The organism is Bacillus sp. MN7755, assembly GCF_054771475.1.
Genome location: NZ_BTRL01000014.1, coordinates 4,690 through 25,206 on the forward strand (window position 1 = coordinate 4,690; position 20,517 = coordinate 25,206).

General features: G+C 32.2%; 18 protein-coding genes and 4 pseudogenes. 17 read left to right on the forward strand and 5 right to left on the reverse strand.

The genetic code is table 11. The features are described from left to right. The coding region (locus tag ACYVEC_RS16555; protein WP_460507343.1) for a serine hydrolase domain-containing protein at nt 1-1,116 on the forward strand (1,116 nt) is incomplete at its 5' end. Nucleotides 1,117-1,689: 573 nt separating this feature from the next. On the opposite strand, the gene ACYVEC_RS16560 is transcribed toward ACYVEC_RS16555, so the two are convergent. After that, a complete protein-coding gene (locus tag ACYVEC_RS16560) occupies nt 1,690-1,893 on the reverse strand; it encodes a cold-shock protein (RefSeq protein WP_000410775.1) in 204 nt (67 codons plus the stop codon). 131 nt (nt 1,894-2,024) lie between these two features. Between ACYVEC_RS16560 and ACYVEC_RS16565 the strand changes: the two are divergent. After that, a pseudogene (locus ACYVEC_RS16565) lies at nt 2,025-2,132 on the forward strand (integrase); the annotation flags it as partial. Nucleotides 2,133-2,431: 299 nt separating this feature from the next. Here ACYVEC_RS16565 and ACYVEC_RS16570 read toward each other — a convergent pair. After that, complete coding sequence (locus tag ACYVEC_RS16570; protein WP_098557429.1) at nt 2,432-2,731, reverse strand: hypothetical protein; 300 nt, start codon at nt 2,729-2,731, stop codon at nt 2,432-2,434. 545 nt (nt 2,732-3,276) lie between these two features. On the opposite strand from ACYVEC_RS16570, the gene ACYVEC_RS16575 reads away from it, so the two are divergent. The 5 genes from ACYVEC_RS16575 (at nt 3,277) to ACYVEC_RS16595 (ending at nt 6,545) form a co-directional block, all read left to right on the forward strand. Further along, the gene (locus tag ACYVEC_RS16575; RefSeq protein ID WP_142332936.1) at nt 3,277-4,176 is read left to right on the forward strand and encodes an acyl-ACP desaturase; all 900 of its coding nucleotides are present in this window, start codon (nt 3,277-3,279) and stop codon (nt 4,174-4,176) included. A gap of 226 nt (nt 4,177-4,402) precedes the next feature. Further along, on the forward strand, nt 4,403-4,864 hold the full coding sequence (locus tag ACYVEC_RS16580) for a CarD family transcriptional regulator (protein ID WP_000486306.1): 462 nt from the start codon (nt 4,403-4,405) through the stop codon (nt 4,862-4,864). Nucleotides 4,865-5,420: 556 nt separating this feature from the next. Next, nucleotides 5,421-5,585: a BC1881 family protein gene (locus ACYVEC_RS16585; RefSeq protein WP_000827566.1), complete on the forward strand. Its 165-nt coding sequence runs from the start codon at nt 5,421-5,423 to the stop codon at nt 5,583-5,585. A 253-nt stretch (nt 5,586-5,838) separates the two neighbouring features. After that, entirely contained in the window at nt 5,839-6,072 is a 234-nt protein-coding gene (locus ACYVEC_RS16590) for a hypothetical protein (protein WP_000993974.1), read from the forward strand. A gap of 239 nt (nt 6,073-6,311) precedes the next feature. Further along, nucleotides 6,312-6,545 carry a YuzF family protein gene (locus ACYVEC_RS16595; RefSeq protein ID WP_000122390.1) on the forward strand — a complete coding sequence of 78 codons (234 nt, stop codon included), beginning with the start codon at nt 6,312-6,314 and terminating at the stop codon, nt 6,543-6,545. Nucleotides 6,546-6,597: 52 nt separating this feature from the next. Here ACYVEC_RS16595 and ACYVEC_RS16600 read toward each other — a convergent pair whose 3' ends face one another. Beyond that, nucleotides 6,598-6,873: a hypothetical protein gene (locus ACYVEC_RS16600; RefSeq protein WP_063223350.1), complete on the reverse strand. Its 276-nt coding sequence runs from the start codon at nt 6,871-6,873 to the stop codon at nt 6,598-6,600. 235 nt (nt 6,874-7,108) lie between these two features. On the opposite strand from ACYVEC_RS16600, the pseudogene ACYVEC_RS16605 reads away from it, so the two are divergent. Then, a pseudogene (locus tag ACYVEC_RS16605) lies at nt 7,109-7,285 on the forward strand (recombinase family protein); the annotation flags it as partial. Between the two features lie 393 nt (nt 7,286-7,678). Here ACYVEC_RS16605 and ACYVEC_RS16610 read toward each other — a convergent pair. Next, nucleotides 7,679-8,677 (reverse strand): helix-turn-helix domain-containing protein, encoded by a 999-nt coding sequence (locus ACYVEC_RS16610; protein ID WP_063223347.1) that lies wholly within the window; start codon nt 8,675-8,677, stop codon nt 7,679-7,681. Between the two features lie 403 nt (nt 8,678-9,080). On the opposite strand from ACYVEC_RS16610, the gene ACYVEC_RS16615 reads away from it, so the two are divergent. The 7 genes and pseudogenes from ACYVEC_RS16615 to ACYVEC_RS16645 all read left to right on the forward strand — a co-directional run. Next, a complete protein-coding gene (locus ACYVEC_RS16615) occupies nt 9,081-10,253 on the forward strand; it encodes a tyrosine-type recombinase/integrase (protein ID WP_460507352.1) in 1,173 nt (390 codons plus the stop codon). Between the two features lie 571 nt (nt 10,254-10,824). Further along, a complete protein-coding gene (locus tag ACYVEC_RS16620; RefSeq protein WP_063223345.1) occupies nt 10,825-11,574 on the forward strand; it encodes a sugar phosphate nucleotidyltransferase in 750 nt (249 codons plus the stop codon). Between the two features lie 16 nt (nt 11,575-11,590). Continuing rightward, entirely contained in the window at nt 11,591-13,645 is a 2,055-nt protein-coding gene (locus ACYVEC_RS16625) for a glycosyl transferase (RefSeq protein WP_275718936.1), read from the forward strand. Nucleotides 13,646-13,777: 132 nt separating this feature from the next. After that, complete coding sequence (locus ACYVEC_RS16630) at nt 13,778-14,737, forward strand: NAD-dependent epimerase/dehydratase family protein (protein WP_460507361.1); 960 nt, start codon at nt 13,778-13,780, stop codon at nt 14,735-14,737. 26 nt (nt 14,738-14,763) lie between these two features. Then, the gene (gene rfbG / locus ACYVEC_RS16635) at nt 14,764-15,852 is read left to right on the forward strand and encodes a CDP-glucose 4,6-dehydratase (RefSeq protein WP_098670660.1); all 1,089 of its coding nucleotides are present in this window, start codon (nt 14,764-14,766) and stop codon (nt 15,850-15,852) included. A gap of 224 nt (nt 15,853-16,076) precedes the next feature. Next, nucleotides 16,077-16,360: pseudogene (locus tag ACYVEC_RS16640) on the forward strand (amino acid permease); the annotation flags it as partial. Nucleotides 16,361-16,896: 536 nt separating this feature from the next. Then, a pseudogene (locus tag ACYVEC_RS16645) lies at nt 16,897-17,085 on the forward strand (helix-turn-helix domain-containing protein); the annotation flags it as partial. 259 nt (nt 17,086-17,344) lie between these two features. Here ACYVEC_RS16645 and ACYVEC_RS16650 read toward each other — a convergent pair. Then, complete coding sequence (locus tag ACYVEC_RS16650) at nt 17,345-18,031, reverse strand: alpha/beta hydrolase (RefSeq protein ID WP_275718931.1); 687 nt, start codon at nt 18,029-18,031, stop codon at nt 17,345-17,347. A 170-nt stretch (nt 18,032-18,201) separates the two neighbouring features. Between ACYVEC_RS16650 and ACYVEC_RS16655 the strand changes: the two genes are divergently transcribed. Both ACYVEC_RS16655 and ACYVEC_RS16660 read left to right on the forward strand, forming a co-directional pair. Continuing rightward, entirely contained in the window at nt 18,202-19,638 is a 1,437-nt protein-coding gene (locus ACYVEC_RS16655) for an IS4 family transposase (RefSeq protein WP_063221358.1), read from the forward strand. Nucleotides 19,639-19,929: 291 nt separating this feature from the next. Then, on the forward strand, nt 19,930-20,307 hold the full coding sequence (locus ACYVEC_RS16660) for a hypothetical protein (RefSeq protein WP_063221359.1): 378 nt from the start codon (nt 19,930-19,932) through the stop codon (nt 20,305-20,307). Nucleotides 20,308-20,517: the final 210 nt, after the last annotated feature.

Here is a 20,517-nt window from a genome sequence, read left to right on the forward strand (position 1 = left end):
AGTTCCCTGTTATATACAACACCAACCTCAATTGTAAAAGCAGAGCCCACTCAAAATGTATCTAGTTCGTTACAAACAAATACTCAACGAGATCGTACTTCCGTCAAGCAAGCAATGCGGGATACATTGCAACTTGGATACCCGGGGATACTTGCTAAAACTTCTGAGGGTGGAAAAACGTGGGGGTATGCCGCTGGAATAGCGGATCTGAGAACCAAGAAACCAATGAAAACAGATTTTCGCTTTCGCATTGGGAGTGTGACGAAGACGTTCACTGCAACAGTTGTACTTCAATTAGCTGGAGAGAATCGCCTGAATCTAGACGACTACATCGAAGACTGGTTGCCTGGTGTCATTCAAGGAAATGGATATGATGGTAACAAGATTACTATCCGGCATATATTGAACCATACAAGTGGTATCGCTGAATACTCAAGGTCAAAAGACGCTGATTTTACGGATACAAAAAAATCGTATACGGCTGAAGAGTTAGTGAAGATGGGGGTTTCTCTGCCTCCAGACTTTGCCCCAGGAAAGGGCTGGTCTTATTCAAACACAGGATACGTATTACTGGGCATTCTTATTGAAAAAGTAACCAGAAACAGCTATGCGGAAGAGATTGAAAATCGGATTATTGAACCACTTGAATTGTCGAATACATTCCTACCAGGCAACTCAAGTGTTATTCCAGGCACTAACCATGCCCGTGGATATGTCCAACCAGACGGAGCAAGTGAGCTAAAAGACGTTACTTATTATAACCCAAGTGCAGGTAGCTCGGCTGGAGATATGATTTCTACTGCTGATGACTTAAACAAATTCTTCTCTTACTTGCTCGGTGGCAAATTACTGAAGGAACAGCAACTAAAACAAATGCTTACTACAGTTCCTACAGGAAAAGAAGGAATCGATGGATATGGTCTTGGAATCTATGAAACTAAGCTTCCAAGCGGTGTCTCGATATGGGGACACACAGGTGGCATTCTAGGGTTTACAACTCTTGTTGGAGGTAAACTTGGAGGCAAGCATACGTTGGTCGTCAATTGGAATAGTTTGGGTAGAACTGACAGTCCTAATCCTTTTAAAAATATTTTACTTGCTGAATTTAGCAAGTAGGAAAAAAGGAAAAATTCATCGTAGTTTTCATAGTTAAAAATATACTTTTCTGGTTCAAAAGCCCCAACTTATTTTCAATAAAAATTTGGGGCTTTTTTTGTTTTGGTGGCGTTTATTCTTCTTAGGTTGATGGTCACGTGGAGTTATCCCATGCCCATCAACCTAACAGAGCAGGTTAACCTCAAAACGAAAAAATGAACTTTGTTGCTATAAAATGCACAAAATTTTCGTTTTGGGGGTACTTCAAAATCTTAGCTTGATGGTGATGGGGTAGTACCACATGCCCATCCACTTAAGAAATGTAAACACCCCCAAAATAAAAAATGAGCTCACTTCTCAAAATAACTAACTGTAGAGAAAGAGAATTTTCATTTAGGGGGTACTTTTATGCTAGAAAAAAGGCTTATAAAGTTGGTAGCTCAAAAATTAAATTAGGATACTCCGTAAGTATATGCTAGACTTGGTTTACCATTTGATTTACTATTTTCATGTCCTTTACGAGTCGGGGGTTCTTTGTTTCACGGAAAAAAAGCAGACTCTTATAAAAGAGCCTGCCTTCCCTGGTTTATAAAATTAAGAAGCTTTACGTACGTTTGAAGCTTGAGGTCCACGTTGACCTTGCTCCAAATCAAAAGTCACTGCTTGACCTTCTTCTAAAGTTTTGTAACCTTCGCCTTGAATCGCTGAGAAATGAACGAATACATCGTCTCCACCTTCACGTTCGATGAATCCGAAGCCTTTTTCGCCATTAAACCATTTCACATTACCTTTTTCCATTTGTATTGCCTCCTAGTGTGTAAACACACACAATGTAATACTATCCTTGCTCTCAGTGATCATAAAGGTGAAAAGTTACAAATCCTTTACACCGAACAAAAATAATTCATATTAATAATAACATTTTTTGTAATAAATGTAAAGGTGAAGAAAAGACAGCTACTATGTTTATGCAAATGTTAGAGCTAAAGAAAAACACGTTTTATAAAATAATGACGGAATATGAGGAAATAAAGTAGAATCTCTCTTATTAGAAATCCTACTTTTTCTTTGGTTGTAAGAATCTTGATGTTTTTGTATCAGAATAGTATTGTGTATACCGAAAAAAATAAAAGACAACTCCAATTAAGAGTTGTCTTTTTGTGTAATAAAATCCCCAAAATATGAAAATATACAAACGAATATAATACGCTATGGTTGATATTATAACAAAACCGAAGAGTATTGAAAATAAAAAGAATGTTGTAATGATTTTTTAAGATTTTAGTTAAAAAAGCCTCGAAAATAAACCTTTTATAAAGGTTTCCTTTAAATATGATTATTGTATTTCGAGGGGTTCCTTATAAATCTTAGCTATATATTTTACAAAATCAATGACGGGATAGTGTATGAGTGAACGGTGCTGCGTAAAACGAACCCCTGCTTTTTCCATTTTCGAAATGAGTTGTTCAACTTCCATCTCTTTTTGTTGTATTCTATCATAATTTTGATATACAATGTTTTTCCATTGATAGGAAGAGCCGTGAAAATAACTCTCCCCTTTTACCCTGTGACTAAATATAATTTCTATTTTTTCTCTACGTTGTTTTTCCTTCATATGCGCTTCTGTTGACTGCATGTTTATCGCCTCTTCCCTTTTTTGTTGTATAACAAAATTTGGTCTAACTCACCATACATAGCCAATGTACATTGTTCTAGTTGGGATTTGTCGTTTAAGGCTATCTCATCCACTGTATTTGGTTTTCAAGTGCTTAATCTAATATATTGGATTTACATCTAAATAAGTTGTTAATGTGTATAAAACACTATCTATCTTTATTATAAAATGATTCTTTATAAGCATACACCTTTTTACACTCACGAAGATTTATAACATGACGAGTATCTTCATCCATGAATGTTATTCTGAATTTACTGAGGTTAGTTTCTTTATTTAGGCTAACTAACATATTGTATGCCTCAGTATCTATTTTATAAAAAAAGAAAATAGATGTAACGGTCCCCCTTTTAATAAAAAAATCCTATAAAAATATAGCGCTCTTAAAAGGTTTTGTTACAAATTTATTATGTTTGACTTAAAAAAAGGAACGTAATATTTATTTGTAGAAAATTTTAAGAGTAAAAATAGAATGACTATCTGTGATAAGAAATGGGGGGACTTTTATGCTAACAAATGATTTAGATTTCCGATTAGAACCACGTTTAAAAGAACTGTATGAACAACATAAAATTAGAGCGCAGAAGATAGACTGGGGGTATCATGAGTTTTTACCATGGGATAAGGGCATGGACTTTAAAAGAGTTCCTTGGGATGAAAGTCAAGTTACTCTTCCTACTGGTGTAATTACAGCCATTGAAACAGCTTTATTAACAGAAGTGAATTTACCTTGGTTTACAACGTATTTATCTGCGACTTTTAAAGAGTCCCTCTCTGTTATTACAGACTTTATTCATACTTGGACATCAGAAGAGGATCAACATTCGAATCTATTGGAGACATATTTACTACTCACTCGAAGTGTGAATCCTAAACGAATACATGAATTAAGAAAGTCAGTCGTTGAGGGGGGATTTGAGCCTGATTTTCATACACCAATCGAAGCTATGACGTATACGACGCTACAAGAACTTGCAACGATGGTGTTTTACAATAATGTAGCTAAGGTTGCAAGTAAGCACGATCCAGATCTTGCTACATTATTACGCCGTCTTGCAAAAGATGAAACACTTCATTATGCGTTTTATCGAGACGTTATTCGAATACATTTAGAATTGGAACCAAATTATTGCTACCATATTGCCAATGTGATTAAGAATTTTAAAATGCCAGGTGCCGTCATGCCTGATTTTGAAAATAGAATGGCTGTAATTGCAAAAGAAGCGAATTATGGTCCACTACAATATTTTGATCAAGTACTTGATGTAGTGGTTGAGTATTGGGGGGTAAAAGACTTACGACCAATTGCACCTCTAGCTGAAAAAGTAAGAATTGAGATTTTGGAGTACCACACAAGATTGAAAAAAATAAGGGATCGATTTGGTCGTTTTCAAGGGGAAAACTGATCTACGTTAATGAGTAGAGGTTTCAGAATATGCGAGGGGAAATTCCCCTTCCCTTTATGGGAAATCTGACACACTCCCTATGTTTTTTATACTATTTTTATTCGATTTGATTTTTAAAGAAAAAGTAATTGACAGCAAAAATAATTTTATGATATTATAAAATATTTGATAAAAAAATACATATATGTTAAGGTTAAGAAGGTTACCATATATGGAGGTGGATTATATGTTTCAAATTGGCGATAACATTGTTTATCCAATGCACGGAGCAGGTATAATTGAAGCCATAGAAGAAAAAGAATTCTCAGGAAAAAAACAACAGTATTTTGTCATAAAAATGTCGATCAGTAATATGCAAGTCATGATTCCTACGGGTAAAATATTGAATTCGAATATACGCCCAGTTATTGATATACTTGCATTAAAGCACATTATACACATTTTTCACCATGAAGAATCCTGTAAATTACTGCCGTGGAAACAAAGGCATAAAGTGAACACGGACAAAGTAAAAACGGGTGAAATACAAGAAGGTGCTGAAGTTGTACGGGATTTAATGCGTATGAAGAAAGAAAAAGCACTCAATACAAGCGAAAAAAAATTGTTGGATGATGCATATAGATTTTTGGTCAGTGAACTAGAATTAATTAAAGGAATCACTGAAAATCAAATAAAAAGTTTTTGTTAAGGTTCATTATAAATAATGTGTTATATCCTCTAAAAACATTCTAAATCTTTCGGGAATATGATGAGTATTAAAAGCAAATCATTTCAAAGACATTCAATTTCTTCAACTCACTTTTAGAGTAGGAACCTCTTTTGTTATTACTTCAATCTTATCCATTTTTATTTTTAAATTTCTTTTACGAACGTTCGAAGTTTCATTAAATAACTCGATCAAATAGTCACTTGAATTTTTGCAATCCTGATTCACACTGGCACGGACAAGGAGCCGTAAGGATGAAAGAGAGGTAGGGCTTTCATTGTTTTAGGTATATATATCTAAGTCATTATTTCTAGAAGAAAAAACAATCAATCTCATCTGTATCTTTAAGGATTTTTACATTCACTGAGACAGTGAATAGTAATTGTTTATCTTCTTTTCATAAGAGAGATACGCGAGTTGGTAACATCTAAATATATGGTCAACGATACAAATTGATGGGATTTCTAGAACTAGAACCCATTTTTACAATTTATTTAACATAATAAGATTAAATGAAACAATAAGAAGGAGTGAAGATATGAAACGCATGCCAACGCAAGAATTAAGTAACGAGTTAAAGAAGCGGAAAGGGATTACTTCTATTAAGATTGAGCCTTATGAAAAAATTGAAGTTGGTGGAATTGTTGTAGATGGACCGGCTGTTATTTTAATTAATCAAGAATACCTGAAAATTGTTGAATGAAGAAAAGGATGATCCTTTACGAAAAGGGATGATCCTTTTTGTTTGCTGCAACTTTCATTTGATGTGTTGGGATTAAAAGGAAGGAGAGGATCGAGATTATCATGGTGGAAAGCTTAATATTGGTAGGATTTCTTTTACGTTATATAAATTAGTTGATAAAAAAACAAACTAATTTACATAACGATATATTATTTTCTTTTTAAGGGTGAGATTTATTTGATAGTGAAATGGATAATTTAAAGGAGGAATTTAGATGAATGCAAGGAAGGAACGCATAAAATACGAAAAGATGTCAAAGAATTATGACCGTATTTATTCAGTTTCGTTTATCCTATTAATTATACTTGTTTGTAGTAGTGTGATTATCATAGGAGCTACAGGAGGAAAATATGGAGTGTTTTTATTGTTAGCAATTTTACTTAACGCACGTATTACGAAAGAATCTCAAAAAAAGTATGAGCACTATTCTAATAAAGGGCGTATTTAAAATGATACATATCCAGAAAGGAACAACCTAGATGTATATTCAAAATATCCCTTTATCATCTCCTATTAACTAGTAAAAGTAACTTTATATAAATCATTTTTTTAGCAACGTAGAAATAGAAACCGTACTCTATTAAAATGTTATTTCCGTTCCTATAATGAATTATCCTTCTAGCATATTTATAAGATTTATATCATATATTAGTAGAAAGAATGCAAGTTAGAAAGGAGTCTTATAGAATGAGTTATTCGAAAGGAAATGACTTGAGTGAACAACATATGGTAAGTGTGCCTAATCCCTATGTATATCAGACATTACAATCAGTAATTGGTAAACATGTGGTTATTGAAACTGTAAGAGGCAATATAAGAGGTAAATTAAAGGATGTGAAACCAGATCATTTGCTCATTGAAGATACGGCGCCATATATTGTACGCATTCAACAAATTGTATGGATTATGCCAAAGCAATAATCAAATTTATAAAAAATTAATATCATAGTCCACCAAGTAGAAACACAGGGTTTTATCTCTGTGTTTCTTCAAATTTCCGTTTTTGAATATATGCTTGAGCATGAATAAGTTCTTCCTGAAGCTCTTTTAATTCTTTTGTAGATTCGGATTCAATAGCCATGTAAGTAGCAACTAAACTAATCATCATATCCATCTTCTCTACTATATTTTGAATGACTTGTTCAGATTGCTCTTTTTTAGGATGTTGTATTGCTATTAATACATTTTCTATATAATTGTTCTTTCTTTGCTGGATATCATAAATAAACTGTTTTGTGTTTGAGTTCATTTGTTTTCCCTCCGTTTTGGATATATCTTCATTCTATCATATTTGAATAGAAAATATTGAATGGGCCGTTCTTACTTACAACATTCATCGGTTAAAGGGATTGTCACAATTGTTTTTCTCAATTATAAAATGGTATCAAGTTAGAGGTAGGTGAAAAGAGTATCTTAAACCATTTCACTCTTTTGTTGTATGATTTTTAAATCTTAATAAGTTAAATGTATTGTAAAGAAGAACAAAAACGGGAAATAAAATAGGGAGACCAAACCTAGAAAAAGAAAAACTTTTAATTGCACTACGTATATATGATAGTGACCAATATTCCATCAAAGAAATCATAGAAGAAACTGGAATATCACAGGACTCTCTTTATCGAGCTATTAATAAACAAAAACTTGAAGAAACAAAGAAGTAAAAATACTTTGTGTTTCTTCAAGTTATACCATTTTATGGAAGGTATTTTATTAGCTAAATTTATTTACAAATTTCATTCAAAAATAATAACCGATTCCTTAACGTACAGGGAATCGGTTATTTCGTGTCCGAAATGTGTCTAAACGTACAATTTTCTTTTTTTGATATCGTGACCCCATGCCTATCAATTTAAGAAATTACATCCCCAAGATGAAAATCTCGTGTATTTTTGACCGAAAACAACTTATTTTTTCGGTTTGGGGGTACTTCAAAACCTTAGCTTGATGGGCAAGTGGCCGTACCCCATAAAAGAAAATTAAGTTAAAATATATAAATCTAAAAAGCGTAGAAATAGACCTGATTTCTACGCTTCTTCTAGTTAATAACAACTTTATTACTGGTCTAAACTTATTATATAAGATTTTATAGCATGCAATAAGAATTCTTCCTGTCCCATACCAGAATCCGCTGCCATTTGCACTACTTTTTGCTTGAATTCATGATCTACATGAAAAGTTAATGGCTCTACATTACTTTTAAAGTAAATTCCTTCTACATGTGGAAGGATTGTGCCGGATTTCATATGAGAATGTAAGTATTTAATCTCCTCCTGAAACTGCAATGGATCTACTTGTAAAACGAAAGGTTTAATTTCTAATTTGATAGTATCTGGTTTAATAGTCAATCGCATATTTGTGACACCGATCTCTTTATAAAATAAGTTTATTAGATTGTAAGTGATGGAATTAAATAGTTGAGGTTTTTTAAATGAAAATGATAAATACCCTCGCTTCGTAATTACAGCTTGTTTTTGGAAAGGTTCTAAGGAATAATCATGCTCTTTATAAGTGGATATTGCGAAGATTTCTTCGTCCTCTGTAAGAATCTTGCCGTCTGTTCCATTGATCTCTATTACCCTAGCTGTTTTTCCGGTATGTTGATGTGTTAATAATTGATATAAATATATATCTTCATCTTGAATCTTAGTAATGAATGTTTTTCGTTCTTTTGATGTAGTTTTTTCATAAGTAAGTTGAAAAGTTTCAAGGTCCTCTTTATCAATGACGTATACTTCTTTTCCGCGTTTTTCAATCTTTGAAGCAGGTAATTTTCCAGATTTGATATATGTAAAGACAGTAGATGGTGCTACATTAAGAATTTCAGCTGCTTCTTTTGTACCAAAACCCTCAACCTTTTCGATATTTTTTAAACGTTCAATATCCTCTAAATAGAAAATCTTACTACCAAATTGTTTCCAGTTATCTTTATATACACATTCTATTAATCCATCTTTTTCTTTCTTTAAAATAGTTTGTACCGTTACTCCTAATAAGTTGGCTGCCTCTTTTGTCGTTACAGTAGGTTTTGTAATAAACAATAAATCTTGTGTCATGAAAGGACACCTCCATAACTATTGTTTGCTAATATTTTAGATATGTATATATCATATCAGAATATGATTCATATTTAAAATAAGAAATAGGTTTTATTAAACTTTATATACATTATTAAGTTTAATGACTACTTCTAATATATTTTATATATTTAAAGATTTTCATTTTCATTTTTATTTCATATGCAATATAAAAGTTATATCATTCACTATTAAATAATATCTATTTACTAATAAATTATAAAAAAATATAAGTATAGTTAAATAGAGAAGAATATAGCGTTCTTACAGAAAGAATATGAATTTAAATTTGTATAATTAATAGAAGTGAAATAAAATGATAAGTATAGTTAATTAAAATATTTATATTCATAATCTTTAAAAGGAGAGGTGAGTTTAAAATATGGATAATAAAAGTGGAAAAGAAAACTTACCTATTATAAATAATAAAAGTGAAAGTATAGATACATATTTAGAGAATATAAAAGATATTGTTCCATTTCTGTATAACAATCGTTATGTAGATAAAGTAGAAGATAAAATGGAGATAGCTGAAAAAGAGGGAAAGAGTAAATATACGTATTTAAGTGACCTGGAAGTAATTTATCATTTCGTACATTTACAAAAAGATATGGATGAGAAGAAGAATAGAAAAGAAGATACGAAAAAGAGTTATGTATCTGAAATCTTATTATTTTGTGAGTGCATGGTGCAGCATGCAGAAGAGTTTGAAGTGAATGGGGAAGAGGTACAACAAAATGCTTCCTTATTAAAAACATTGCAGCCTTGGCACATTCGCAAATTTAATTTTTGGTTAAAAAATGTACAAAATGGTCGGAATGGTAATACCTATGCAGTCGCAACACTCGCGAAGAAAACCGTATTAATTCGTTCTTTTTTTAAACACCTTTATGTATTTGGGTATATCGAAAAACCACTTCATGAAGAGCTACAGCGAGCAAATGTAAATGAACAAGATCGGCCAAATCGTGATTTATCCTATGAGGAAGTCATGAAAATATTAGGTTTTTATAAAGAGAGAGGACATTTAGTAAACTATACAATAATACTTGCTTTGGCTAGTACTGGTGCACGTATTCAGGAGTTGTGTACTGCATGCGTAAAAGATTTACACTATGACGGGAAGTATTGGTTAAAAGTTAAAGGAAAAGGAGACAAAATACGTGAACTTTTCCTTTCAGAACATTTATATCAATGTATTTGTGAAATGAGGAGAAGAAGAGGCTTCCAAACGGTATTGGAAAAAGGGGATGAGAGTCCGTTATTTATAAATCAAAGAGGAAATGCTTATAACTCTAAAACACTCTCTAATCAGGTAACAGATATGATAAAAAAAACAAACTTAGAGTTCCTACAATACCGTGAAAATCCAGTAACCGCACATACATTTCGACATGCCTTTGCAATTATGGCAGTAGAGCAAGGAAATGCAGATTTATATCATTTAATGCAAACACTTGGCCATGAAAATATTCAAACAACAAAGATCTATTTAGAGAAGCATATGAAGCGTAAAAATAATGTAGGATCCACCTTCGCTGATATGTTGATATAGAATTTTCTAGGTTGATATTAATAAGTAATTATGTGTTTTTTACACAATTACTTGTCGATTTCCTGTTGAAAAAAAGCGCAATTCGTAGTTAGTTAATCAAGAACTAAATCCAAAAAACACTTAAAATACCATATTTCCAATATTTTGCATATAATTAATATGGTGAGAGCTTTTATTTTTGGTAATGAGTTCTGAAACTGAATTTGAATAGTATTTTGTTCTATTTGGATAGAAATAAGTAAAGTACTATAAACGGTCGTTTTCGGTATTTTTAGAGAAAATTAATTGGATAAATATATTACAACAATAACCAGTAGTACCATATGTACATCAAATAGAAGTAACCTATGAGTACAAAAGCTTGTTAGATTTTGAAATCAATTTGTAACCTTGAAGTGATGTTAAGGCAATAAGCCTACTCATACATTTGAGTAGGCTTTATTTTGTATTTTAACCAGTATTTTTAAGGGAAATATCATCTGCAAAATTAAAGGTACAAGTGTGTATACCATTTAAATAGTAATAGCATAGTTTAAATTAGTTATGTTAACTGAAGGGTGGTAAAAGTTTAATGAAAGTCATTATTTTGTGTGGTGGGAAAGGATTAAGGATGCAGGGAATTCTCAAAGATATTCCAAAGCCATTAGTTCAAGTTCAAGGAAAACCTCTCATTTGGCATATAATGAATTGGTATAGCAAGTTTGGACATCATGAATTCATCTTACCATTAGGGTATGGAGGTGAAAAAATCAAAGAATATTTTATGGACTATATATGGAAAAAACATGATTTTAATTTAGATCTAAAGAATAATCATTACCAGTTGCTAGAAGAGCCAAAACAGTGGAATATAAAATTTATAGATACAGGGATTGAAACACTGACCGGAACCAGATTAAAAAAACTTGAAAAGCATATACAGGATGATATGTTTTTATTAACTTATGGTGACGGATTAGCAACGATAGATATTAACGAACTTATAAAATTTCATAAAGACAAAGGAAAAATCGCAACATTAACCGGTATAAATAAAAGTAGTCAATATGGTCTTTTACAGATTGAAAACGGGATTGCTGTGGATTTTAAGGAAAAACCCCTACTTAATAATGTAATAAATGGAGGTTTTTTTGTATTTAATAAAGGAATATTCGATTATTTGAATGATAATGATTGTATGCTTGAAGAAGAACCGCTACTAAATTTAATAAAAAACAAGGAACTTGCAGTTTATGAGCACAATGATTATTGGATTAGTGTAGATACACCTAAAGATCTTAAAGATGCAAATGCAAGCTGGAATCCTAACAAAAATAGTTGAAAGGAGTGAACAAACATTGCATTTTAATAATAGAAAGAAAGGTTGGCCATTCCGTTATACTCCCTTTAAAGTTGAAAAAGATTTTCCGTTATCTTCAGATGCTTCAGTTATTGATCACTCTAAAAAAACTACAAACAAACAAATCTTTCCTATATCTAATAATAAACTGGCTGACTCTGAAAATCATTTTTGTGCCATAGTGGGAACAGAATACGTCTTGAAAATAATTGCTTTGCACCAATCTCTAATGAAAAATTCAAAAGTATTCACTTTATGGATTTGTTGTATAGATGTGTTTGCGTATTCAATATTGAAAGAAATGAACTTGAATAATGTAAATCTCATGCAGGTAGATGATATAGAGGATACAAATTTGGAAGATATTAAAAGAAATAGGTCAGTCAGTGAATATTGTTGGACTTTAAAGCCCGTGCTTATTGAATATTTATTAGTAAATAATAATTTGCCATCTGTTCTCTATTGTGATGGTGATTTATATTTCTTCTCTGATCCTAACATGATATTTAAAGAATGGGCTGACAATTCTATTTACCTTTGTCCACAGAGAGACCGTGACTGGGTAGAAGGAAAATATGGAAAATATCAGGCTGGGTTAATTGGGTTTAAAAACGATTTCTACGGATTAAAAAGCGTACGATGGTGGAAAGACAAATGCTTAGATTGGTGTAGTGCTAATCCTGATAAAGGAAGATTTGGTGACCAAAAGTATTTAGATTTAATTCCTATTTACTTTCCAAAAGTAAAAATCTCAAGCAATCTAGGTATAAATGCTGCACCTTGGAATTGTATTTATAATAACAATTATATAATTGATCAAAATCAAAATGAGGTATACATTGAAACAGATAAACTAATTGTATATCATTTTGCATGCATTACCATTTTCAATGAACAGGATTTTGATCTTTGGTCTTTAGGTAAACTTTCAATACCAAATAATATATTGCGCCTTATCTATACCCCCTATCTAGAAGAAATTCGGTCTAACCTCACAAAATCAGTAGAAAAATTAGGTGAAAAAACACAGCGCCTGTTAAGTATGAAAGACATTAGCGAGGCGCAGACTTTATATAAAGATACACAATTAAGAAGAAAAATGAATCAATCAAATCATTTTATGAATTATTCAATGATTATAAGTCAAAAACGTTTAATTCAAGGACTGACTTGTTACCATTCCCTTGAAAGCCAGGGTACAGATTTTATAGTGTGGATCTGTTGTATGGACAATGTAACCTATAGAATTCTAACAAATCTAAAATTGAAGAATGCTATACTGTTTCATGTGGAAGATATAGAAAATCAAGAACTCTTAAGTATAAAGAATGAAAGAACCTTGCAGGAATACTGCTGGACATTAAAAGCTCCTCTATGCCTCCATATTCTTAATCATTATTCTGAAGTTGATCACATTATATACTGTGATGCAGATATGTTTTTCTTTGCAAGACCAAATATAATTCTAGATGAATGGTGGCAGTACTCTGTATTTCTTTGTCCACAGAGAGGTACTATTGAACTGGAAAATGTACATGGTATGTATCAGGCGGGCCTAATAGGATTTAAAAATGATCAAAACAGTAAAGAAATTTTAACATGGTGGAAAGATAAGTGCCTAGAATATTGCAAGGATGTATATGATGTTGAGATGAATAGATGGGGTGATCAAAAATATTTAAATCACATTCCTGATTTATTTTCTAATATCAAAATCATGACTCAAAAGGGTATTAACACTGCACCTTGGAATCTAATTTTAAATCATCATTCTTCTATAACAAAAACAAAAAGTAAGATTTTTATAGACCAAGATGAATTAATCAATTTCCATTTTGGAAGTATAGAAATTATTAATCCAAATGAATTTGATTTATGGAAACAAGAACATGTAGAAATAGATCCGTCAATTTTAGAATATATATATATTCCTTATATCGAAAAAATACAAAATACATGTCGTGTACTTGATAATTCCTTTTCTCTTACCTCTTTATTTGTCGAAAATTCAGATGTGTCCTCTGTCAAAAACTATTTCCAGTACCCTCTCTAATTTTTTAGATGAAATCCATTCTTCCTGGTATATAACTAGTATTATTCTCTAATTCACACGAACTTCTTAAGTAAAATTGTTTATTCCTTTTTCGTGAAAAATTTGTAGGGAGGCAAATGAAATTATATGAATATAATTGACCATTTTAAAAATAAAACCTTTCTTATCACTGGCGGATACGGTTTTATTGGTTCTCATTTGGTAAGAAGATTATTGAAATTACAAGCAAAAATCGTTATTTTAGCCAGAAGCTCGTCAAATCCTTGGCGTCTTAAAGACGTATTAAAAAGTATCAAACTTTACGAAGTAGATATACGCGATAAGATAAAAGTTCAAAATATTATACAACAAATCCGTCCTGATTATATTTTTCACTTTGCTGCATATGGGGTGAATTCAGCTCATACAGATTACATGAATGCCATAGAAACAAATGTTTTAAGTACAATTAATATTATTCAAGCAGCAAAGTCTATAGATTGCAAAAAGATTATTAATATTGGAAGCAGTTCTGAGTATGGAGATAAAACAGAATCTATTAAGGAAGATATGGAATTAACACCAGTAGATATTTATGGAAGTAGTAAAGCTGCAGCCACTATAATTGCTCATCAAGTCGCGGCTGAAAACAATATCAACCTTATAACCTTAAGACCCTTTGGAGTATTTGGAGAAGGTGAAGAACCACATAAATTTTTTTGCTATATTATTTTACAGGTATTACAGAATAGAAATGTAAACTTAACGTTATGTAATCAATTAAGAGATTATTGCTATGTAGATAATATTATAGATGCTTGTATGCTAACAATTGAAAATAATTCTATACAAAATGAGATTTTTAATATTGGAAGCGGTGAGACTCACCCTTTAAAATATTATGTGGAATTACTCTTTAAACACTTGCAGACTAATAAAGGACCCAATTATGGTGCGTTATCCTATAGAGCGAATGAGAGAATGATTTCTAAACCAAATATTAATAAAATTAAAAGTATGCTATCTTGGGAACCACGCATAAGTATTGAAGAAGGTATTATTAAAACAGTTAATTGGTATAAACATAATACACATCTATATCCAAATGTATGAAAATCTATTTCTAAGGTGTGATTCAATTGTTCAATAATAGCTTTAAGAATGTATTTCATGGAAAAAAGATTTTAATCACAGGACACACTGGTTTTAAAGGCTCTTGGTTATCCATTTGGTTAAAAGAATTAGGCGCGACTGTAATTGGATATTCTTTAGATCCTAAAAATAAAAAAGATAACTTTAATTTAACAAACCTTCAAAGCGACATAATTGATGTTCGTGGGGATATAAGAGACTTTAATAAATTAAATAAGCTTTTCAAAGATTATAAACCTGAAATTGTATTTCATTTAGCCGCACAACCACTTGTTAAATATTCTTATGAGCACCCTAAAGATACGTATGATATAAATGTTATGGGAACAATGAATATATTAGAAGCAATCCGTTTACATGAATCCACTAAAATAGGAATTATGGTTACAAGTGACAAGTGTTATGAGAACAATGAATGGGTTTGGGGATACCGTGAAAATGAACCAATAGGTGGACATGACCTTTATAGTTCTAGCAAAGGATGCTGCGAACTATTAATTTCCTCCTACCGCAACTCTTATTTTCCAGAAAAAAAATATGAGCACCATAAAAAAATAATCGCAAGTGTTCGTGCTGGCAATGTAATTGGTGGAGGAGATTGGTCAATAGACAGGATTATTCCTGATTGTATACGGGCACTGGAATCAAATCAAGAAATTTTCATTAGAAATACTAATGCAGTAAGACCTTGGCAACATGTACTTGAACCCTTAAGTGGATATTTACTTCTAGCAGAAAAAATTATTACTGAGGGGGTACTTTTTTCTGGCGCATGGAATTTCGGTCCAAAACTAAATAATATTGTCTCAGTAAAAGAGCTTGTTACCGGTATGATAAAGTCCTGGGGATGTGGAAATTGGATATCTTCAAATGCAAATCCAGAAGAATTTCATGAGGCAACATTCCTAAACCTAGATATAAGTAAAGCAAAATTCAAGCTCAATTGGGAACCGAAATGGTCTCTTCAGCAGACTTTAAACCATACAGTAGACTGGTATAAAAATTACAAGGCGTACTCCAGTACAGAGCTGAGAAATTTATGTGTTGATCAAATTAAACAATATGTGCAGTCTTAAGAAAAGAAAAGCTATAACCCCTTCTTATTAGTCAAAGCACACCCGGTATTGAGCGTTTCTAGTCCTCTAAGTTAAATACAGTATTAAAAGTACCGCTTGAACAATATCCCCCTGTTACACCTAATATAAATGGAGCACCTCCCAATGATTGAGCTATTGCTACGGGTTATCTCTTTTTCATCATGTATTCCTATTTCTTGATGTGGAAATCACAATGTTAACCAACACATGTATTCTTTGCTATGAGTCGTGATGGACTGTTACCAAGATCACTTTCGAAGATTAATAAACAGACTGGAGTACCAACTTTTACAATTGGATTGGCGGGAATAGGGAGCTCTATAATAGCTGGATTTATTGATTTAAAAGCGTTAGCAAATTTAGTTAATATTTGCGGTTTGGTACCGTTCTCTTTGGTTGGTGTATCAGTTATATACTGCGTAAGACGCATCCAAATTTAAAACGAGGCTTTATGGTACCGTTTGTGTCTATATTAACAATCATTTCAAACGGAATTTTATCATAATAATACGAAGTGTCCACATAGTGGATGCTCTTTACTGTGGATTATGAATGATGTACAAACAGTCAAGTGATTTCAAAATTACTATTTGTGGTAGATGTGATGTTAAGAATCTTCGGTTAGAACTACCAAAATTGAGACTTCCACAAATCCATCATGGTGAAGTGTTATCTAAGTGAATTATAGAGAGAAAAATTCAAGCATCCAGTAGTGTGCTTTTTTCTTTTGGAATAGAAAATCCCTTTGGTCAGTTACATGTGATTCAGCGTGGTCTTTCCATGCAACTCAAAAAATCCAGTGATAAAAAAGCGGGAGAAGGCATTTTTTATCATTTTAGCCAAGAAGACTCCTTCCTCCAGGAACGCGAAGTGAGTAGGTGGGAGATGAATTGGCTTCGGACAAGGGATGGCAGAAAGCCATCTTAACTGTTCGACATACATAAACTGTTACTTCACTACCAATCGAATGTATGTTTGTTATATAATAGAACTATATCGAAATGGGGGTGAAATGAATGATGAATGATGATCAATAAAGCATATAAATTTCGTATCTATCCAAATAAAGCACAAGCGACACTAATCAATAAAACGATTGGTTGTTCTCGTTTTGTATTCAATCACTTCCTATTTCTATGGGATCATGCATATAAAGAAACAGGAAAAGGTTTGACATATGGTACATGCTCTGCCAAACTTCCTGCCATGAAAATTCTTGCTTGTGCACAGAGATAGTCTTCTTAATTATTAATTAGTTGGAAGAGCCTTTACAAACGGTGAGAACTTATCTTCATAGATACCTTAGCCTTTAAGACTATATAAATCCAACGATTATTTTTGATTTTTAATAACTACTTCAGTCATAGTTAGCGATTTTTTCGGATTAATATTATCCATAATATACGTACCAACAGCATTTTAATGAAAATATACGCTAAGCAAATTTCTTATGTACATTCTTTTTATGTTATTAATTACATCTTTCTAAAATACGAGCTAATTCTTCATGGTTTGTTTGCATAACCCAATGCCCACCTCTTTGAATAGAATATACATCCCATTTTCTCTCCTTTGCTATTTCAACGGATCTTTGAAAAATAGGGGCCATTGGCCAATTTGCAGGATGATCAAGAATTTCTATATATGTATGTGTGATCTCATTCACTATCGAATTATTCATTTCAATTGATTGTGTAAATGCTAATAGTGGCATAGCAGCTTTTCTTTGATCTGACGCATTTCTTGGAATAATACGCCATCCATCTCTATGAACCTTTACTTCTTCTATAAAGTGCGAAGACATTTCCGAACCAGAAATATCCATTACAGAATCTCCGTTATTTGGAATCATTGCATCAATATACACAATATTTTTAATGCATTCTGGAATAATTTCTGCAACCCCCGTTATTACCATTCCAGCATAGCTATGCCCTACTAAAATAACCTCTTTTAATTTTTCATAGTGAATAACGTTCACAATATCTTGAATATATGTTTTTAATCCTACACCCGGATGTGCAAGATGCGCTCTTTCTCCAAGTCCCGTCAATGTAGGTGTATATACTTCATGCCCCTCTTTTCTCAACTGTGTTGCAACTTCTCTCCAAACATATCCACCATCCCATGCACCGTGTACAAGTATAAATGTTGCCATAATATATCTTCCCTCTAATACATTTAACATTTTATATTTCCAAAATCCATTATAATACATTTTTACAAAATTAACCTTATATGCCCCTCAACTAAAGAGATTTTAATACCCTCAAATACAAAAAAACGTTATTCTTTTTGTAAAAATATACAGGAAGGATGACGTTTTTTATGAATCTTTCGATTCAAAGTGAACTACAATTATTTGCTGAAGAATTATATGAACATCTTACTCCTTCATTTTTAGAAAATCTTGCTAGAGAACTAGGATTTGTACAACGGAAACGAAAGTTTTCAGGTCATGATTTAGCTACTATCTGTGTCTGGATTAGTCAACGGGTAGCGAGTGATTCTTTAGTACGACTGTGTAGCCAACTTCATGCTGTTACAGGAACTCTTATGAGTCCAGAAGGACTCAATAAGCGCTTCACTAAAAAAGCTGTTTGCTTTTTAAAACACATTTTCTCTACATTATTAAAAAGTAAAATTTGTGAAACATCAGTGATCCAAAGCTCTTCAATCGCTTATTTTCAACGAATTCGTATTTTAGATGCAACGATTTTTCAGGTGCCAAAGCATTTAGCTAGTGTGTATCCTGGATCAGGTGGTTGTGCTCAAAAAGCGGGGATAAAAATTCAGTTAGAATATGATTTACATAGTGGTCAGTTTTTAAATTTCCAAGTAGAACCAGGAAAAAACAATGATAACACCTTTGGAACAGAGTGTTTAGCAACATTACGCCCTGGTAATCTATGTATTCGGGATTTAGGCTATTATTCACTGGATGATTTAGATCAAATGGATCAACGTGGCGTGTATTATATATCACGGCTCAAATTAAACAATATGGTGTATATCAAAAATGAATTTCCTGAATACTTTCAAAATGGGACAATAAAAAAACAATCTCAGTACATCAAAATTGATTTAGAAGACATTATGGATGCCTTAAAACCAGGACAGGTCTATGAAATAAAAGACGCTTATATTGGAAAGGATAAAAAACTATTCACTCGGGTTATTATGTATGGATTAACAGAAAAACAACTTCGTGAGCGTATGAAAAAACAAGTGTACACGGAAAGTAAAAAGGGCATTACATATTCGGAAAAAAGCAAACGATTAGCTGGCATGAACCTATATGTTACCAACACACCTTGGGAGATTGTCCCGATGGAACAAATCCATGACTTTTACTCTCTCCGCCGGCAAGTTGAAATCATTTTTAAAACTTGGAAATCCTTATTTCAAATTCATCATTGGCAAAATATTAAACAAGAGCGATTAGAATGCCATGTTTATGGAAAACTCATTGCCATTTTTTTGTGTTCTTCTATTATGTTTAAGATGCGACAATTAATTTTGCAAAAGAAGAAACAGGAATTAAGTGAATATAAATCAATTGGAATGATTCAAGATCATTTACACATTTTATATCAAACCATACAGCAAAGCATCCAAGAAATAACAAAATTTTTAATCCGCCTGTTCCACTTACTCCAGAAGAATGGTCGGAAATCTCATCGATACGATAAGAAAACAGTCTTTGATATTTTAGGTGTTATCTATGAGTATAATGGATTGAGAAAGCCAAAGAAAACTGCATAATTTTTAAAAAGGGCGCCTATCTAGGTTTCTTTGGTATATTCCTTTTTAAGGGCACAAAATATTTTAAGAGTTTTTTCGTTTATATGAACAAAAGTTCATTTTGTTTCCGCCCTTAAGTTGATGGGCATGTATGGTGACCCCTATTTCTGAATTTGATTTTACACATCAGATATAGTATGTGAAATTTTCTAGTATTTCCGCATTTGTCTGTTGCTTTTTTCTTTTTGAAGCATTTTATATTATTAGGACAAGCTGTTTCAATAATATAAAATTAAAGGAGAATTTATTAATATGCCTAAGGGTACTCAAATTTTAACAACAGGTTTATTACGTAAAAGTGATGATACTGCATTTGCGACTGTTGACGTGGTGAATTTAGATCCAAATAATCAGCGTACAGTAACTGTTCGAATGATTGATTGGTCTTCAGGTTCCCCTATTGATCTACTAATGTTTGATCCTTCGACACAAATATTGCCTCCTAATCGAGCTGTATCTTTTAGATCCCAGCCTCTTTTTCCGACAATTCGTTTGTATGAAGTAAGAATTATTCATCCGGAGGATGATGACGTTGTTACAAATGTGTTTGGAATTGGCGGTTCGATAAATAGTCCTGCAGAAGGTAATACTGTCTTGCAACACGATCTAGTAAAAATAAAATTAAAATAATCAGAAAAATAGGAGGATTTTAGTGGGGTATAATTGTTTTATAATGAAGTTGTTTATGTAACTGAACAGTTTGTTCCTGATCCCTGCACATTGTGTGGGGATTTTTCATAAAGAAAAGACACCACACTGGGTGCCTTAATAATTTCATTAAGAACAAAAGATATAAAAAATAGCTATTAATTTGTGGGATTGAACTGCACCCCAATTGTT

Coding starts and splice junctions, on each gene's coding strand:
- ACYVEC_RS16560 (WP_000410775.1), bottom strand. CDS start 1,893: ATGGAAAAAGGTAATGTGAAATGGTTTAATGGCGAAAAAGGCTTCGGA.
- ACYVEC_RS16570 (WP_098557429.1), bottom strand. CDS start 2,731: ATGCAGTCAACAGAAGCGCATATGAAGGAAAAACAACGTAGAGAAAAA.
- ACYVEC_RS16575 (WP_142332936.1), top strand. CDS start 3,277: ATGCTAACAAATGATTTAGATTTCCGATTAGAACCACGTTTAAAAGAA.
- ACYVEC_RS16580 (WP_000486306.1), top strand. CDS start 4,403: ATGTTTCAAATTGGCGATAACATTGTTTATCCAATGCACGGAGCAGGT.
- ACYVEC_RS16585 (WP_000827566.1), top strand. CDS start 5,421: ATGAAACGCATGCCAACGCAAGAATTAAGTAACGAGTTAAAGAAGCGG.
- ACYVEC_RS16590 (WP_000993974.1), top strand. CDS start 5,839: ATGAATGCAAGGAAGGAACGCATAAAATACGAAAAGATGTCAAAGAAT.
- ACYVEC_RS16595 (WP_000122390.1), top strand. CDS start 6,312: ATGAGTTATTCGAAAGGAAATGACTTGAGTGAACAACATATGGTAAGT.
- ACYVEC_RS16600 (WP_063223350.1), bottom strand. CDS start 6,873: ATGAACTCAAACACAAAACAGTTTATTTATGATATCCAGCAAAGAAAG.
- ACYVEC_RS16610 (WP_063223347.1), bottom strand. CDS start 8,677: ATGACACAAGATTTATTGTTTATTACAAAACCTACTGTAACGACAAAA.
- ACYVEC_RS16615 (WP_460507352.1), top strand. CDS start 9,081: ATGGATAATAAAAGTGGAAAAGAAAACTTACCTATTATAAATAATAAA.
- ACYVEC_RS16620 (WP_063223345.1), top strand. CDS start 10,825: ATGAAAGTCATTATTTTGTGTGGTGGGAAAGGATTAAGGATGCAGGGA.
- ACYVEC_RS16650 (WP_275718931.1), bottom strand. CDS start 18,031: ATGGCAACATTTATACTTGTACACGGTGCATGGGATGGTGGATATGTT.
- ACYVEC_RS16655 (WP_063221358.1), top strand. CDS start 18,202: ATGAATCTTTCGATTCAAAGTGAACTACAATTATTTGCTGAAGAATTA.
- ACYVEC_RS16660 (WP_063221359.1), top strand. CDS start 19,930: ATGCCTAAGGGTACTCAAATTTTAACAACAGGTTTATTACGTAAAAGT.